General features: G+C 52.9%; 14 protein-coding genes. 5 read left to right on the top strand and 9 right to left on the bottom strand.

Going from position 1 to position 16,643, the window contains the following annotated elements; all coding sequences use genetic code 11:
- Nucleotides 1-32: 32 nt before the first annotated feature.
- The 3 genes from CENROD_RS00690 to dapA all read right to left on the bottom strand — a co-directional run bounded on the left by CENROD_RS00690 (nucleotide 33) and on the right by dapA (nucleotide 3,294).
- Entirely contained in the window at nucleotides 33-1,214 is a 1,182-nt protein-coding gene (locus CENROD_RS00690) for a D-alanyl-D-alanine carboxypeptidase family protein (protein WP_022771131.1), read from the bottom strand.
- A gap of 9 nt (nucleotides 1,215-1,223) precedes the next feature.
- Nucleotides 1,224-2,318 (bottom strand): outer membrane protein assembly factor BamC, encoded by a 1,095-nt coding sequence (bamC, locus tag CENROD_RS00685; RefSeq protein WP_041193151.1) that lies wholly within the window; start codon nucleotides 2,316-2,318, stop codon nucleotides 1,224-1,226.
- A gap of 82 nt (nucleotides 2,319-2,400) precedes the next feature.
- Nucleotides 2,401-3,294: a 4-hydroxy-tetrahydrodipicolinate synthase gene (gene dapA / locus CENROD_RS00680; RefSeq protein ID WP_022771129.1), complete on the bottom strand. Its 894-nt coding sequence runs from the start codon at nucleotides 3,292-3,294 to the stop codon at nucleotides 2,401-2,403.
- Between the two features lie 186 nt (nucleotides 3,295-3,480).
- Between dapA and CENROD_RS00675 the strand changes: the two genes are divergently transcribed.
- From CENROD_RS00675 to CENROD_RS12245, 4 genes are all read left to right on the top strand, one after another.
- Complete coding sequence (locus CENROD_RS00675) at nucleotides 3,481-4,431, top strand: Rpn family recombination-promoting nuclease/putative transposase (RefSeq protein WP_022771128.1); 951 nt, start codon at nucleotides 3,481-3,483, stop codon at nucleotides 4,429-4,431.
- 234 nt (nucleotides 4,432-4,665) lie between these two features.
- Nucleotides 4,666-5,628 (top strand): Rpn family recombination-promoting nuclease/putative transposase, encoded by a 963-nt coding sequence (locus CENROD_RS00670; protein ID WP_022771127.1) that lies wholly within the window; start codon nucleotides 4,666-4,668, stop codon nucleotides 5,626-5,628.
- Between the two features lie 68 nt (nucleotides 5,629-5,696).
- A complete protein-coding gene (locus CENROD_RS00665; RefSeq protein ID WP_022771126.1) occupies nucleotides 5,697-6,887 on the top strand; it encodes a class I SAM-dependent rRNA methyltransferase in 1,191 nt (396 codons plus the stop codon).
- Between the two features lie 232 nt (nucleotides 6,888-7,119).
- Nucleotides 7,120-8,940: a diguanylate cyclase domain-containing protein gene (locus tag CENROD_RS12245; RefSeq protein ID WP_081699774.1), complete on the top strand. Its 1,821-nt coding sequence runs from the start codon at nucleotides 7,120-7,122 to the stop codon at nucleotides 8,938-8,940.
- A gap of 489 nt (nucleotides 8,941-9,429) precedes the next feature.
- Here the strand turns inward: CENROD_RS12245 and CENROD_RS12240 are convergent, their stop codons facing one another.
- The 5 genes from CENROD_RS12240 to arfB form a co-directional block, all read right to left on the bottom strand.
- Entirely contained in the window at nucleotides 9,430-10,626 is a 1,197-nt protein-coding gene (locus tag CENROD_RS12240) for a sensor histidine kinase (protein ID WP_022771124.1), read from the bottom strand.
- The gene (locus CENROD_RS00650) at nucleotides 10,620-13,628 is read right to left on the bottom strand and encodes a chemotaxis protein CheB (protein WP_274518161.1); all 3,009 of its coding nucleotides are present in this window, start codon (nucleotides 13,626-13,628) and stop codon (nucleotides 10,620-10,622) included. The genes CENROD_RS12240 and CENROD_RS00650 overlap by 7 nt, the downstream gene beginning before the upstream one ends.
- 100 nt (nucleotides 13,629-13,728) lie before the next feature.
- Nucleotides 13,729-14,763, bottom strand: coding sequence for a hypothetical protein (locus CENROD_RS00645; RefSeq protein ID WP_022771122.1), 1,035 nt, complete (start codon nucleotides 14,761-14,763; stop codon nucleotides 13,729-13,731).
- Nucleotides 14,764-14,885: 122 nt separating this feature from the next.
- Nucleotides 14,886-15,026, bottom strand: a complete 141-nt coding sequence (locus CENROD_RS14200) for a hypothetical protein (RefSeq protein ID WP_022771121.1) — start codon at nucleotides 15,024-15,026, stop codon at nucleotides 14,886-14,888.
- Nucleotides 15,027-15,128: 102 nt separating this feature from the next.
- Entirely contained in the window at nucleotides 15,129-15,530 is a 402-nt protein-coding gene (gene arfB / locus CENROD_RS12885; protein ID WP_022771120.1) for an alternative ribosome rescue aminoacyl-tRNA hydrolase ArfB, read from the bottom strand.
- A 193-nt stretch (nucleotides 15,531-15,723) separates the two neighbouring features.
- On the opposite strand from arfB, the gene CENROD_RS00640 reads away from it, so the two are divergent.
- Nucleotides 15,724-15,945 (top strand): hypothetical protein, encoded by a 222-nt coding sequence (locus tag CENROD_RS00640; RefSeq protein WP_151194554.1) that lies wholly within the window; start codon nucleotides 15,724-15,726, stop codon nucleotides 15,943-15,945.
- 274 nt (nucleotides 15,946-16,219) lie between these two features.
- Here the strand turns inward: CENROD_RS00640 and CENROD_RS14450 are convergent, their stop codons facing one another.
- Nucleotides 16,220-16,348: a hypothetical protein gene (locus tag CENROD_RS14450; RefSeq protein ID WP_274518146.1), complete on the bottom strand. Its 129-nt coding sequence runs from the start codon at nucleotides 16,346-16,348 to the stop codon at nucleotides 16,220-16,222.
- Nucleotides 16,349-16,643 lie beyond the last annotated feature (295 nt).

The raw sequence follows: 16,643 nt of genomic DNA, 5'->3' as shown, positions 1-16,643 counted from the left end.
CACACCGCCGCAGCCATTATCCGGCGCGCCCTTCAGCGAATCCACAACCGCAAGCCATCCCACGCACGGCCCAACAATCCCGCTTCCTCGACCGCATGCAATGCAACGAGCGGAATTCCCAACTGAAATTCTTCATTGCGCCCCGTACTGCGTACCTGCAACGTGGCAATCTGCTGCCCTTTGACAATCGGCGCCACCAACGGATCTTTGCGTAGCACCTGGGTAGCTAGTTGCGATTGCGATCCAGCAGGTACCGCCACGACGATCGCAGTAGTCGACCCCAACGCAACCTGGGAATCCTTTCCTTTCCAGACGGCAGGTGTAACCACAGGCTGATTGGCATCAAACAGGCGCACTGGCTGGAATGCTGCATACCCCCAATTCAACAATTTTTGCGATTCATTGGCCCGTGCTGCCTCGCTGCTGGCACCGACGACGATCGACAACAGCCTGCGCCCCTGAGGCCAGTTTCCCTTTGCGACTGGCCGACGCGCCGTGGCAATCATGCAATATCCTGCTGCCTGGGTGTAACCCGTCTTGAGTCCATCGACGGTCGGGTCGCGAAACAGCAAAAGATTGCGATTCCTATCGTTGGCGGCGGGAGTACCAGGGTAGTGGTACTTCTGTATTGCGTAGAAAGGGAAGTACTGCGGAAAGTCTTGGATCAACCGGGTTGCCAACACGGCCAGATCGCGGACAGTGGTGGTATGCCCCGGCGTGGTCAATCCTTCGGGATTCATAAAGGCCGTGGAACGCATCCCCAACGACTTGGCTTGCTCATTCATCAACGCGACAAATCGCTCCACACTGCCCGCAACGCCTTCTGCCAACACCACCGCAGCATCGTTGCCACTTTGGACGATCATGCCCTTGAGCAAGTCTTCCACAGGAACCCGTGCTCCAGGCACGACGAACATGCGAGACCCCGGCATCTGCCACGCCCGCTCACTGACCGGATACACATCCTGCAGACGAATGGTTCCCACCCGCAATGCATCGAAAACCAGGTATGCCGTCATGAGCTTGGTTAGCGACGCAGGCTCTACCGGCGCTTCGGGGTTCCGGGCTGCCAAAACCTGCCCGTTGGCCGTCAGATCCAACAACAAATAGGAACGGGCGGCAATCTCCGGGGAAGTCGGCCCTAGTGCTGCCGCAGAGGACAACACGCACCACGCCAGCAGCCCGGCCAGCAGCCGTCTCGCAGCATTCGTCATGGCCACTGCTCAGCGCAGATCTTGCGCGAGGAGGGCGATGATCCGCTGGGCATCTTCCATGGCGGCTGACGAACCATCCGCACGCAACACGGAAACCACACAGCGTTGCGATTCGGCAGCGACGACGATTTGGTACTGCTGCGGTTCGGGTTGCAGGGGCTTGGAACGGAACAGGCTCCCGAAAAACCCAGCATCCTTCCCCTCAGCCTTGGGCGCCACATACCGGACGTAGTAAATCCCCTTTGCTCGGTCACGATCTTCAACGGTGAAATTGGTGCGATCCAGTGTCAACCCCACCCGACGCCACGCCTTGTCAAAGTCTTCATCCATCTCCAACACCACGGCGCCTTCCGCATCGCGAACCCGCACTCCACCCTGTTTTGCGATGACCTCAGGCGTCAAAGCTGTTTGCGCCTGCTCTGCCGACATCCCCAACCGCACCATGAAGCGACGCAGAAACTCCGCTTCCAGCTCCGGATCGGCAGCACGGGGTTGCCAGACGGTTTGGTCCTTTTGCGCGGTGCTATAGACCTCGACCATGCCACGGTGCGTGATGAAGATGTCCGTTCCCCCCTGCGGATTGGCTTCTAGCCTAGTACGGAATCGGTCACGCTCTCCTGTCGAATACAGCCCATCAAGCACTTTTCCGAGTGCATTGCGCAGGAAATCTTGGGGAAGTTTGGCGCGGTTTTCGGCCCAATCGGTTTCCATGATCCCCAGATCAGGACGATCCGTCACCAGCACAAAACCGTGCTCCTGCCAAAAATCCTTGAGGTCATCCCACAACTTGTTTGCAGGCAGCGCCACGGAAAGCCAGCGTTGGCTACCCTCCCGCCCCATCCGCACCGTACCAAGGTCCAAGGCGCCCACAGGCGCCTGCGGGGCAGAAGCCCGGCCTGCAAGAAAGCCTGTGGCCGTGACAGCCGCCCCCCCAACGACATAGGGTGTCCGGGTAGAAGGGCGGGTCAAATCGGGCGGCACCTCCAGCGGTGGCGCCTGCGTGGCACTGCGATAGTCCACCTTGTCGGTTTGCAACGCCGAACATGCCGACAACACGGCGATACACACAACATGGATACCCAACACAAACAACCGTATGAACACAGCCTACCTTCGATGATCAATAAAAGAAATAGGGAACGCAGTGGAACAGACAACCAGACCGTGGCAACACGGCGCTGTCTCGTCAGAGCAGATCCAACCCGCGCAGCACGTCTTCCAACACGTCTTGGTGGGTGCGATGCAGCGGCGACAACGGCAGCCTCAGCGCCGCCCCACACAACCCAAGACGAGACATCGCCCACTTGACGGGGATGGGATTGGGTTCCAGAAACAACGCACGGTGCAAAGGCAAAAGCCGATACTGCAATGCCATGGCGCGGCGCACATCGCCGGACATGGCCGCATCGCACAACTGCGACATCAGAGCGGGGACGACATTGGCCGTCACGCTGATGTTGCCATGCCCTCCACACAGCATCAACGCCACGGCAGTGGGGTCGTCGCCCGACAACACGGCAAAACCCTCCGGAGCATCACGCAGCAGCCATTGGGCACGCTCGAGATTCCCCGATGCCTCTTTGATCCCCACTACCCCCGGCACCTGCGCAAGGCGCAATACTGTATCGATCGACAGCTCCGCTACAGTCCTGCCAGGCACGTTGTAGAGGTAGAGGGGAAGATCGACGGCCTCCGCAATGGTGCGGAAGTGCTGGTATAGCCCTTCCTGCGTCGGCTTGTTGTAGTACGGAACGACCTGCAGATGGCAATCTGCCCCCACCTCTTTGGCATAGCGGGCCAATTCAATGGCTTCCGCAGTGCAATTGGAGCCACAACCAGCCATGACACCCACCCTGCCCGCCGCCTGCGCGACTGCGACGCGAATCACCTCGCAATGCTCTTCGACACGTACAGTGGGAGATTCGCCAGTGGTTCCGACGACGCCGATGCAGCGGGTGCCTTGCTCTACATGCCAGTCGATGAGCCGCCGCAACGCAGCGTAATCGACCCCACCGTCATCAAGCATCGGGGTGACCATTGCGACGATGCTGCCAAAAACCTTCGCGGGAGAAGACGCCATAGTATTACCACAGGGAGGTCAACAAGTGCGAACCATTGTAGCGATGGCTTTTCCGAGATCGGAGCGAATCTGTTCCCGGCTGTGCTCTGAAGGAAGAAGACTTTCCTTTCCTTCGTAACGCGGCCATTTTTCATACTCGGTTTTTCTTCATTGCATCCGCGCTCATAATACATTGCCAATAAAATTATGAAATTCCTCGACGTCAAAACAGACTATGCGTTCAAAAAAGTTTTTGGTAGCGATAACTCCAAAAACATTCTGTTGAGCTTTCTCAATTCCTTAGATTTGTTTCATGATCAAGGATTTATCGAAGACTTGACTATCGTCGATCCCTACCAGATCCCGCTGATCCAGGGAATGAAAGATACCTTTGTCGATGTGCGGGCCACGTTGTCCAACGACACGTCGGTCATCATCGAAATGCAGGTATTGAATGTGCCAGGATTTGAACAGCGCGTGCTCTACAACGCCGCAAAGGCGTACTCCACGCAACTGATCAAGGGGGAACATTATCACCTGCTCAATCCTGTGGTCGCCCTGACTATCACGGACTTTGTGATGTTTGAAGACTACAGCGAATATTTGAGCACGTTCCAACTGATTGAAAAAGACCGGCTCGTGCAGTACAACGGCGATATCGAGCTTGTCTTCATCGAACTACCCAAGTTTCACAAAACAGAATCTGAACTGGTCGATATCGTGGATAAATGGATTTATTTCATTCAAAACGCAGGCAGCCTGGCCTACATTCCAGAAACACTCGGACAATTGCCTGCATTCTCGCAAGCCTTCACCATTGCCAACGAGGCTGGATTGTCCCAAGAAGAACTGGCCATGCAAAGCAAGCGCAAAGATTTCATCATCCTGCAAAAAGACTCCATCGCCTTAGCACATGCAAATGGGATCAGAGAAGGCAAGGTGGAAGGGATCCAAGAAGGTAAAGAAGAAGGGATAAAAATAGGAAAAGAAGAAGGGATAAAAATAGGAAAAGAAGAAGGGAAGACCGAAGGAAAATGGGAAGCGAAGCTCGAAGTCGCGCAACGCTTATTGCAACACGGGATGCCCTTGCAACAAGTTGCCGAAGTGGTCGGGTTGCAAGTCGAGCAACTTTCGCAATACATGCAGACGAACGACTAGGTTTTTATTTTGTTATTTTGGCTTTTTTGCACTATATATCCACGATTGATTTTCCGAGCAACTATCCAGAACCAACCTTTCACCTAGATTCCTCAGTCGACTGCTTGGGCGAAGAGAGTTTCAGGATGGCTTCGAGAAGCTGCTTGGTTACTTACACAATAATGAAGATGGGGCAATTTTGTATACGCTCTATCTCTATTGCATCCTGGCTTATCATACATCTCCAGTCATATTATGAAATTCCTCGACGTCAAAACAGACTATGCGTTCAAAAAAGTTTTTGGTAGCGATAACTCCAAAAACATTCTGTTGAGCTTTCTCAATTCCTTGGATTTGTTTCATGATCAAGGATTTATCGAAGACTTGACTATCGTCGACCCCTACCAGATCCCGCTGATCCAGGGAATGAAAGATACCTTTGTCGATGTGCGGGCCACGTTGTCCAACGGCACGTCGGTCATCATCGAAATGCAGGTATTGAATGTGCCAGGATTTGAACAGCGCGTGCTCTACAACGCCGCAAAGGCGTACTCCACGCAACTGATCAAGGGGGAACATTATCACCTGCTCAATCCTGTGGTCGCCCTGACTATCACGGACTTTGTGATGTTTGAAGACTACAGCGAATATTTGAGCACGTTCCAATTGATTGAAAAAGACCGGCTCGTGCAGTACAACGGCGATATCGAGCTTGTCTTCATCGAACTACCCAAGTTTCACAAAACAGAATCTGAACTGGTCGATATCGTGGATAAATGGATTTATTTCATTCAAAACGCAGGCAGCCTGGCCTACATTCCAGAAACACTCGGACAATTGCCTGCATTCTCGCAAGCCTTCACCATTGCCAACGAGGCTGGATTGTCCCAAGAAGAACTGGCCATGCAAAGCAAGCGCAAAGATTTCATCATCCTGCAAAAAGACTCCATCGCCTTGGCACATGCAAATGGGATCAGAGAAGGCAAGGTGGAAGGGATCCAAGAAGGTAAAGAAGAAGGGATAAAAATAGGAAAAGAAGAAGGGATAAAAATAGGAAAAGAAGAAGGAAAAATCGAAGGGAAGACCGAAGGAAAATGGGAAGCGAAGCTCGAAGTCGCGCAACGCTTATTGCAACACGGGATGCCCTTGCAACAAGTTGCCGAAGTGGTCGGGTTGCAAGTCGAGAAACTTTCGCAATACATGCAGACGAACGACTAGGTTTTTTGTTTTTTGTTTCTGGCAATGGATAATTGACCATTACCACCCCATCCACAATCGATTTTGCGATGAACACGCTGCGCCTACACCCCGGAAAAGAACGTTCGCTCCAGCGCAAACACCCTTGGATTTTTGCCTCCGCCATTGCGCGTGGTGATGCCGGGATGGGCGAAACGGTGCGCGTCGTAGCCCACGATGGGCGTTTCCTCGCATGGGCGGCATACAGCCCACATTCGCAGATTCGCGCCAGGGTATGGAGCTTCGACGAATCCGCCCGCATCGACGCGCCCTATTTCCCTACGCTGTGCCAACACGCCATCACTGCCCGGCAACGGCTGGGCATCGACAGCGAAAGTGATGCTGTGCGCCTGATTCACGGCGAATCGGATGGACTGCCCGGGCTGGTCGTCGACCGCTACGGCAGCGTGCTCGTCGCGCAGTTCCTTTCGGCAGGCGCCGAGCGATGGAAAGACGCCATTGCCGACGCACTGCTCGCATCAACAGGGCTGCATGACCTATACGAACGCAGCGACACCAGCAACCGCGCCCTGGAAGGCCTGCCACCCTGCACCGGATGGTTGCGTGGGGGCACGGGGACGACCCACGTGATTCGAGAACACGGCTGGACGATGGCCCTGGACATCGCCACCGGGCACAAGACGGGGTACTACATCGACCAGCGCAACAACCGCCTTCGCTTCGCCCAATACGCCCGGCTGCGCGGATTCGACGACGTGCTCAACACCTACTGCTACACCGGCGGGTTCACCGTTGCTGCGCTACACGGGGGCGCACGGCACGTGACCTCGGTCGACTCCAGCGGCGAAGCGCTCGCACTGGCACAGGACAACATTCGCCGCAACAGCTTTGCGGAAGACCGCTGCACATGGATCGAGGCAGACGTCAACACCACGATGCGCCGGTTCCTTGATGCCAGGCGCCGGTTTGACGCCATCGTCCTCGACCCCCCGAAGTTCGCCCCCACAGTGCGCCACGCCGACAAAGCCGCACGGGCCTACAAGGATATCCACCGCATCGCCTTCCAGCTCCTGCGCCCCCAGGGCGTGCTGTTCGGCTTCAGTTGCTCCAGCGGCATCGGCGTCGAGCTGTTCCACAAGATCGTCGCCAGCGCCAGCGCCGATGCTGGTGTCGAATGCCTGATCGTCGAACGTCTGGGCGCTGGGGCCGATCACCCCATCAGCACGGCCTTTCCCGAAGGGGAATACCTCAAAGGGCTAGTGCTGATTCGCCGGGACTGAAGCCCCAGGTTCTTGGCACCGTAGCGCAACGATTGGTATTTGATTAGTATTTGTTACTTCCATGGCGGTGTTCGCCACGCAGCTATTCGCCCCCTCGAAACCAAAGCATCACGACTTGCAAAGCAGAATTTTCTATTTCAAAACTAATATCAATCACCGTATTAACAAATATATGACGTGCAGCCTGTGCTGATATAGTCAACATTCCCTCAACCACTTCCCCTTCTACGCTGTGACGAAACAAAATCAGACCATGTCGATTCGGCACTATCCCCTGGCCGTTATGCTTTGGCTATATTGTACGGCCTGTAATGCCGCATCCCCAGGGCAGGCTGCATCCTCGGGAAATTCTGCAGACGTATTGACGGGACGAACATTCGTGTATTGCTTCAACCCCGCCTGGCGCCCCTATGACTATGCCGACAGCGGTCAACAAAAGGGTATTTTTGGAGATTATCTGCAATTATTCGCTGAGCGGCTCGGAATTCACGTTGTACCCCATCAGACTCTCACATGGACAGATGCGCTAGATGCCGTCAAACGTGGCGACTGCGACTTCCTCGTTGGCGCAGTGAAAACTGCTGAGCGGGAACAATACCTCGACTTTACGGTGCCTTATTTCGACATGGTTCACGTTTTGATCGCTAAACCGGATCGACCATTCATCGGTTCATTGAGCAGCCTTTCCGGAAAGACCATTTCCGGGCCAAAGAGCGGTGCAATCATGCAGTGGATCGCTCGCGATTATCCGAGCATCCGGCAGAAATACGTCGAAACTGCCAATGAATCAATGGATACGATCATGGCTGACCGGGTATATGCTCATGTGACACCTCTCGATGCGCTGGTTAGCGATTATGGTTGGCTGTTGCGAAACCTAAAAATTATTGGCAAGCTGGACTATGCTTATCCGATTTCCATTGCAGTGCGCAAGGATTTACCAGACCTGAAAAATGCATTCGATACTGCAATCGTCTCGCTCTCGCATGACGATCGATCAGCAATTTCAAAACGCTGGACGACATTCACATTTGTCGAGGAAATCGATTACACACTTATCTGGCAGGTACTGGGCGTGACAATGTTATTGCTCGCATCATTTGCCTTCTGGAATCATCACTTGCGGCAAGAAGTTGCCAAGCGCAAGGAACTAGAGATCCAGTTGCTTGAACGCACAGAAAATCTATCTGAGGCACTCAATTTCAATGAAAGCATGCTGATCAACTCACCAATTCCGATTGGTGTCTATGTCGAAAGTGGCCAATGCGTCTTGGCTAATGAGGCTTATGCCAAATTTGTTGGGGCAACACGTGAAGACTTACTGGCGCAGAATTTCTACGATATTTCCTCGTGGAAAGTATCAAGTCTGCTTGGCGATTGCCTGACCGCCCTAAAACTTCAGGAGCCACAACAGCGAGAAGCGCATCTCGTCACTACATTTGGAAAAAACGTGTGGTTTGAGTACCGAATTCTGCCCAGTCATCTGAAAGGCGAAGTTCATTTATTGATTCAGTTTTTCGACTTGACGGAACGAAAACGCCTGGAAGATGATTTAAGGCATTTGGCATTCCATGACCCCCTCACGCGGCTCCCCAACCGCCGCCTGCTGCTAGACCGGCTTACACAAGCGCTGTATCTTGGTAAGCGTGAAAACAACTATTTGGCAGTGTTATTTATCGACCTGAACAAGTTTAAACAATTGAATGACAACTACGGCCACGATACAGGCGATCAGATGCTGGTCGAAGTTGCCAACCGATTGCAAAGTATTGTCCGTCAATCAGACACTGTAGCCCGGCTCGGTGGTGATGAGTTTATTGTGCTGCTCTCAAGACTGAGCACCGACGCGGAGCAGGCTGCTCAGTATGCAAAATCTTTTGTCGAGAAGATTCACAGCGCTTTGAATTCGGATTACGTACTGGGCAATGTCCACCATCATGGGTCAGCCAGCGTTGGAATCAAGTTGTTTCTCGGTGGCGACATGGACCCCGATCAGATTCTCAAGGAAGCTGATTCCGCCATGTATGAGATAAAAAAAGGCCTACTGCAGTAACACTGCCCGTGCGGCAATGTCGAGACACGTCTGCAAGTTTGAACCCAGATAGTCCATGAGGCGCACCTTCGGTGCTGTTTGCGGGCATGAGGCGCATGGGCGGCCATTTTTGCCCTTCTTCGTTGTTCCTAGCTCCAGCTATGAACGCCTTACATGGACGTCGCACTCATGGACGTCGCACTCAGCCCAAAACTGCCTCGCCACTGCATCCACCTGCCCTGCAAACCCTCATGGACTATCTGGGTTGAAGAAAACATGTCGCAAAAAATGGATGTTGCTTTGGCAGTATTGAGAAGATCGCATCACACGAACGAATGCCACCCCGCGATTGGCGGCTCTGGTTCGTGATTGATACACTTCTTCTATCTCCGGCTATCTCTCCATAACCTATTGAGCAGTTACAAAATTATCATTTAATCTGTACATACCACGCATTCCACCTATAGTTTGCCGAAGTCCATAGACGGGGGGAAGCATGTGGCATGAGAACTATATTTTGAATTTTATAATATTCCTCGTTCCATTTTCATTCACAATACTATATGTTCCATTTAAATGCTTCACCAGCATTTTAACGATAGTAAGCCCAAACCCGGGTAATTTGTTTTTCATAACACTTTCATCCATACCAATACCATTATCCTGAATAACAATAATTACCGTATTATCAATTTTATCAATAGAGACAGAAACTACGCCTTTGTCACGGCCTTTGAATGCGTATTTGATAATATTAGTCAAAAGCTCATTGATAATAATTCCGATAGAAATTGCTTTATTGGAATTGATTTCAAAATTTGCAATATATCTTTCAATGGTGATATTATTTTTTAAAATAAATACCGCAACAAATGAATCAATAAGGTTTTCCGTATAACTGCGAATTGGTATTTCATTATAATCATCTGTCATCAATAGATTATCGTACAGAATGCGCATACTTTGCACACGAGAAATAGCATCCTGAAGTGCGAGGGACACTTCAGAATTCGCCGTTGACCCTGCCTGAAATGATAAAAGATTTTCAATACTGGCAATATTGTTTTTGACACGGTGATGGACTTCTCTCAACAGAATCTCTTTTTCGCAGAGTTGTTTTTGTATTTCTTCCTCTGCGTTCTTCTGCTCGGTAATGTCGGTCAGCACTACGCGGCAGACCGTCGCGCCATCTTCCGACTGGGTAGCCGTTGCAGTCAAATGAGCCCAAAATAGCGCACCGTCCGACTGGACCAGCCGCAGTTCGCATTCCTGATGTTCGCCCTTTTCAAAGAGCTTCTTACGGTGCAGGTAGTAGATGTCTTGGTCTTCCTTGAAGATAAAGCGGGAAAGCGGTTGCTTTACCATCGCGCCGCAAGACACGCCCAGCAGCGTGGCTGCCGTGAGGTTGGCCTCCAGAATCAGTCCCTTTTCGGACAGCGTGCAGTACCCCACCGGGGCCAGGTCATAGAGGTCGTAATAGCGCGCCCGCCCAGCTTCGATCTCTGTCTGTGCCCTGCGCAGCTCCTCGTTTTGCATCTCCAGCTCAATCTGATGCACCCGCAATTCGTGGAACACCCGCTGAATTTCTTCGGGGGCTTGCGGGGACTGGATGGTCGACTCGATCGACCGGGCTTGCTCCTCGGCCTGTTGGCGCATCGCTGCGGCATCGCCGGGCGTCTGCCCGGATTTTTCCCTTTTGTCTAGCATGGCTTTTCCTCGTGTTGATGGATTTCTGCGGGGGGCTCCCCGCCTTGCTGCCCGGTGACATCTAGGGATGCGCAAGTAAGGCCGACAACCGAGCCGGCTGCATCGCGCAACGGTTCGATTGTGAGGTCATACACCAAGGCTTTGCCATCAACAGTCATCAATACTTTTTGCCGCAGGCCTTTTCCGCTGTCCAGCACCTGTTGCTTGAGGGCCGTCAATACGGCGGCATCCTCTACAGACAAAAGATCGGCGTCGGTTTTGCCGATGATCTGTTCCCCCTTCAATCCGAGGTTGGGGTTATGAATCCAGGTATAGCGCAGCCCCACGTCTTGATTGCTCAAGGTGATCGTCGTACTCTGGAGGACGACCCGCAGCCTTTCTTCGTTCGACCACAGCACATCTTGCAGTTTTCGCGCCGTCGTGATGTCTACAAAGGTGAGCACCGCGCCCTCAATGACGTTGTCCATGGTGCGGTAGGGCAGGATGCGCATAAGGTACCACCGGCCCTCGGCGGTCTGCACTTCAGCCTCCCTGGGAATCAGGGTATCGAGCACCGCCTTGATATCCGCTATCAGCGTGCCGTAGCCGGGCAGGTTGGAAACAATGTGGCCCACCGGCCTGCCGATGTCGCTCTGAATCAGGTTGATGATTTTCGTGGCGGCGGGGGTGAAGCGCAAAAGGCGCACTTGGTGGTCCACGAAAACCGTGGCGATGCCGGTTCCGGCCAGCAGGTTGCTCATGTCATTGATGGCCCGCGACAAGTCGGCCACCTTGGTTTGCAACTCGGCGTTGACCGTGGCCAGCTCCTCATTGACCGATTGCAGCTCCTCCTTGGAAGTCTCCAGCTCCTCATTGGTGGATTGCAGTTCCTCGTTCACCGACTGCATCTCTTCGTTGGAGGATTTCAGCTCTTCGTTGGAGGTCTCCAGTTCTTCGTTGGCGGTCTGGAGATACTCCTCCTTGGCCCGCAGCTCCTGCTTAAGCCCGGCGATGCGAGCGTCGGCATCATCAACGGTCGTCGGTTCTTCCAATGACGGTTTGCCGACTGGCCCCTGGATGACCGGTTCCTGTGTCGGTTCCAAAATCACCAGATACAGCCGGGGCTGGGGTAACGCTGTACTTCGACCAGGCTCGGTGCAAGCCGGGGCAACGGCCACCGGGCGAACCGTCAGGTTCACGGCGGTAAATTCACCGTTGGTCTTGACGCGCAAACCCTGGCAGCACACTGTGTCCCCGGTCGCCATGGCTTTGTGCAGGGCAATGGTCAGGTCGTTCCGCAATCCTTCCCGGGCCATTTTCAGAATGTTGTTGGGGCCGCTCTCACCTGGGGCAGGCTCCAGATACATGCCGGTGCGGCCATGGAGATAAAAAATGTCGCCCTGCGCGTTGACCAGCACTCCGGCCTGCACCACCTGCTGCAACAAAGCCTGTTCGGTCAGCTCGCGCAGCGGTAGTTTTTTGCTGGCAGTCGGCTGCTTCCCGACGGTCTGCGGCGTCGCCGCATCAACGACCATCATGGGCTGCAGCAACCGGCCTAGTCCTGCGCGCCGGGAGCCAAGAAAGTCTTCCTTGCGCTGAAATATCTTCTGCTTGCGATCCAGGGTGGCAAAGAGACCGCCGAACTCGCTCACGGTTTCCGAAGTCCCCAGAAAGAGATACCTGCCGGGGTTCATGGCATAGTGAAACAGCGGGATCAGCTTTTTCTGCAACTCCCCGTCCAGATAAATCAGCAGGTTGCGACAACTGATCAGGTCGAGCTTGGAAAAGGGAGGGTCCTTGATGACATTCTGCTCGGCAAAAACCAGCAAGTCGCGGATGCTTTTGTGTACCCGGTAGGCACCGCCGCCCGGCTCGATCGTGAAAAAACGCGCCAGTCGTTCCGGCGTAAGGTCGGCGGCTATGGATGCCGGATAGATGCCGACGCGGGCCACGGCAACGGCGTGGCTGTCGATGTCGGTGGCAAAGACCTGCACGTCGAAGCACTGTTTTAGCGCCTCCTGGCGCTCGGCCAGCAAAATTGCCAGGGAATATGCCTCCTCGCCGGTGGAACAGCCCGGCACCCAGACGCGAATGGCGTCGTCAGCGCCCTTGCCGGCAAAGAGCTTGGGGATGACTTGCCCCTCCAGGGCCTTGAATGCTTCGGGGTCGCGGAAGAAATTCGTTACGCCGATCAACATGTCGCGAAACAGCGCATCCACTTCCTCGGGTGTCTGCTGGACGAACTTGGCGTAGCTGTCCATGCTGACCAACTGATGCACAGCCATGCGCCGTTCGATGCGCCGCTGAATCGTGGAAGGCTTGTACTGGGAAAAGTCGTGGCCAGTCTGGGCGCGCAGATGGACAAAGATTTTTTTCAGCGCGCTCTCCACCCGGGGCGTCGGGGTCGCGGGCCGGGGCGGCTTGCCGAAGGCATGGGTCGCATAAGCGATAAGCTGGGCGGGCATTTCGGTCGGCGGCAGTTCGTAATCCACCAGGCCCGTAGCGATGGCGCTGCGCGGCATGCCGTCATATTCGGTGGATTCCGGGTTCTGGGCCATGACCATGCCACCCTCGCCTTTGATGGACCGCAAGCCCAAGGTTCCGTCACTGCCAGTGCCAGAGAGCACCACGCCAATGGCTCGCTCGTGCTGGTCCTGCGCCAGCGACCGGAAAAAGAAATCGATGGGCATGCGCTGGCCGTGCGGTGCCACAGGCTTCAGCAGTTGCAGTGCGCCGTTCAAAAACGCCATATCGAAATTGGGCGGGATGATGTAGGCGCAGTTGATCCGAACTGGCATGCCGTCCTCGACCTCGAAAGCCTGCATGCGGGTGTAGCGCCGGATCAAGTCGGTGAGGATGCTCTTGTGGTCCGGAGCCAGGTGCTGCACCAGCACAAAAGCCATCCCCGGTTCGGTATCCGCAGGCATGCCGGAAAAGAATGCCTCAAAAGCTGCCAGCCCCCCAGCCGAAGCCCCGATGCCCACAATGGGAAAGGCATCTCTATGCGATGTTGGTTCTTCTATATCAGATGCAACAGTTGTTTTGACTGGGGCAGTTTTTATCTTTTTCATACACGGCATCACTATAGAATTAATACTTGCATCCATCAAACGACTGCACGAATCAATGCCTTCTCTCAATAAGTTCTTTTACTGGCAGAGGGAGTAATTCACGGAGCTTGCTACTAATCATCTCCTCGCGTCGTTGCCAAATAATTCCAAGATAGATAACCACAAGGCCAATGACTGTCAGGATGAATGGGAATATCATGCTGTTCTTAAATACACTGTAGGCCAAATGCCCAAGATAGCCCGCTGCGCCCAGACCACCGAACACCGCAAAAACCCTGCGCGAAAGCATTGCACCTACAGCGATCAATAGGAGGTTTATGCATAAATAAACAAATTTATTGAATTCACTGTCTGAGTGCATCATCGATAATCCGCCCCAGAATGCAATAACACCAAACAAATAAAGCCAAAATGCATAATCCTTGTCATGCCGGGTCCGAATATCCACCCAGAAAGCGAGAAGTACGATCAGCAAGCCACACCACAGCGAAACGAATTTGCGCAACTCCCACCTCAAGTCTGTGTCACCGAACAGAAAGGGAGTCAAATCCATACTGATGTACCAGAGCGTTACTGCAATGGGCATGACCAAAAACGGCAAGCGATAGCGCGACAGCATGACCACGCCGCTCACCAGCGTGGCGAGTTCCATCAATATCCACCGCCAGTCAATATGCGTGTGGTACTCACGAAAAACTTTCCCTTCGGCCCACCAGCCCAGTGCGGATTGCAGACCATATACCGCCAAGGGTGTGAGGACGACAACAAAGGTAGCCATGATGCCTGCTGGAACTAGCAAGCGGCTGCGGTACAAAAAAAACTCAGTGAGCCACAGGCCCGCACCAGCATAGGCAAGCGCAATAAAAAATAAGCCCCATCCACCGAAGCGTTCCCACCCGAGCGTCATAAATATGCTCATTGCACCAATGGCAATCAAACCACCAAGGTAGTAAAGAACGTGTGTAAAGCTAAAACTTGGCGTATCCTTTCCTCGCTCAGCCAGAAACTGCCATAGCTGTTCCGCCTGCTGCTCGCTGAGCAGACCGTTTTCGGTTGCATCTTTCAGGAGGCTACGGTGTAGTTCCATGCCAACTCCTAACGTTTCATTCACTGCAAAAGTTGGTTTGCAGTCACCTTCCACGCACGTACATCCACTTGTACAATGCAATGGCTTGCAGGCATGATTGCCCCAAAAAACTGAATTTATTTTTATAGAATCTTTTCTACTGAATTTGGACTCTTTTGTTCATCAGTAGATAACGATTTCTTTTGCAGTTTTTCTGTTTTTTTCTTTTTCTTGTCTAATTCTCGTTGACGTTTCTCAAATTGGTAGTTTGGTTTGATGGCCATAATTATTTATTAGTTTTGTAAAACTCTTATGATAAAATGTTATTGATAAATTGCACGAAAATTGTATTATTTTCTATAAATTATTGAGGCAGCTTCCCGTTTTTAATCTTCATCTGTTTTCTTTCTGGTCATTTTGACTTCTGATCGGAGAAATTTCTCTTTCAGTCGGCGTTGCTTGGATGCAAACGTTGGTTTCGTCGGACGGCGCGGTCTTGGTGTATGCATCGCATCCGCAATAATTTTTTCTAGTCTTACAATTGCATTGATCCTATTATTTTCTTGATTTCTGGATGTTTGCGCTTTGATTATCAATATTCCATCTTTACTAACTCTCTTTCCCGGAAGCGCAAGCAACTTTTCTTTTACTTCCTCTGGCAGCGAAGATGCTGTAATATCAAATCGAAGTTGAACCGCACTAGAAACCTTATTTACATTTTGACCACCTGGCCCTTGAGCGCGAATGGCCGTAAATTCGATTTCATGTACTGGAACTACTGAGGGCATTTTTTCCTAGAAATGGATACCGATAGAACGTTGGTTGTAATGACATTTATATTTGTATTAATATTTTTGTAACGAATGCCAAAGACTTCCGCGTCGCAAGCGAGCCGCACGCTGTCCGGGTTGCGGGGTACGGCAACTGCGTGCCATGATCGAGGGTCGAATCTTTTCCGCCACCCTCGCGTGCGAGGGGATCATGACTATCGTAACCGTAGGCATGGACGTGACCAAAAACGTCACTGTTGCGCATGGTGTGGACGAAACTGGCCAAGCTGTGCTGATGCGCCCCCAGGTTACGCACGCCAAGCTGCTTGATCTCATTGCCAATGTGCCCACCAGCCTGATTAGCCTGGAAGCCTGCGCGGTGCCCACCACGGGGCCAGGCAGTGTGCCAAGTTCGGTCACACCTGCGCATTGATGGCCCCGAAATTCTTTGCCCCGTGCCGCATAAACGGCAAAAACACCTGGAAGACCTGCCCGTCTGGTACACGTGGTCAGCGACGCACACAGTGCATGGACCCGCTTGAACCCAGATAGTCCATGAGGGTTTGCAGGGCAGGTGGATGCAGTGGCGAGGCAGTTTTGGCCTGACTGAGGCGTGCATAGCTTGCGCTATGAACAACGAAGAAGAGCAAAAATGGCCGCCAATGCGCCGCCTACACGCAAACAGCACCGAAGGTGCGCCTCATGGACTATCTGGGTTGAATATCGGTTTGATCAAGCAGACTGGAAAACGGCTCCAGCCCCGCTACGCTCGCCAATTTGTCGGGCTTGTCAACGTGCTTGAACAGTGCCCACTTATCACTTTCATCAGATGCCACCTCGCCATTATTGAGGAGATAATTTTCCCAAAGTACTGTACTCATCATTTCCTCCTGATAGCTCACATAAAGAGTAACCGTCGGCGGTCATCCACGTCGATCGTTGCTACTGCCGCTCTGTCGCCGCCGTCCGTCTGACTTGCATACCGCATCGTAGACATTTTTCTGACATTCTAAGCAAATTTCACATTGTGATAAATATGCCTTACCATCGAAATCGCTGAAAGGAAAGGCCAGCTCCTCGTCTCCGAATGCGCAGTCTATCGTCAAGTTGAGGCACTGACGCTGCTTTTTG

It is taken from the genome of Candidatus Symbiobacter mobilis CR, assembly GCF_000477435.1.
In the GTDB taxonomy this organism is placed as follows: Bacteria; Pseudomonadota; Gammaproteobacteria; order Burkholderiales; family Burkholderiaceae_C; genus Rhodoferax; species Rhodoferax mobilis.
The sequence above is the reverse complement of the archived record's forward strand: the minus strand, read 5'-3'. Positions and strand labels throughout refer to the sequence as shown.

Bases quoted from the DNA above. Each gene is read 5' to 3' on its own strand.
- CENROD_RS00690 (WP_022771131.1), bottom strand. From the start codon at position 1,214: ATGACGAATGCTGCGAGACGGCTGCTGGCCGGGCTGCTGGCGTGGTGC.
- dapA (WP_022771129.1), bottom strand. From the start codon at position 3,294: ATGGCGTCTTCTCCCGCGAAGGTTTTTGGCAGCATCGTCGCAATGGTC.
- CENROD_RS00675 (WP_022771128.1), top strand. From the start codon at position 3,481: ATGAAATTCCTCGACGTCAAAACAGACTATGCGTTCAAAAAAGTTTTT.
- CENROD_RS00670 (WP_022771127.1), top strand. From the start codon at position 4,666: ATGAAATTCCTCGACGTCAAAACAGACTATGCGTTCAAAAAAGTTTTT.
- CENROD_RS00665 (WP_022771126.1), top strand. From the start codon at position 5,697: ATGAACACGCTGCGCCTACACCCCGGAAAAGAACGTTCGCTCCAGCGC.
- CENROD_RS12240 (WP_022771124.1), bottom strand. From the start codon at position 10,626: ATGCTAGACAAAAGGGAAAAATCCGGGCAGACGCCCGGCGATGCCGCA.
- CENROD_RS00645 (WP_022771122.1), bottom strand. From the start codon at position 14,763: ATGGAACTACACCGTAGCCTCCTGAAAGATGCAACCGAAAACGGTCTG.
- CENROD_RS14200 (WP_022771121.1), bottom strand. From the start codon at position 15,026: ATGGCCATCAAACCAAACTACCAATTTGAGAAACGTCAACGAGAATTA.
- arfB (WP_022771120.1), bottom strand. From the start codon at position 15,530: ATGCCCTCAGTAGTTCCAGTACATGAAATCGAATTTACGGCCATTCGC.
- CENROD_RS00640 (WP_151194554.1), top strand. From the start codon at position 15,724: ATGACTATCGTAACCGTAGGCATGGACGTGACCAAAAACGTCACTGTT.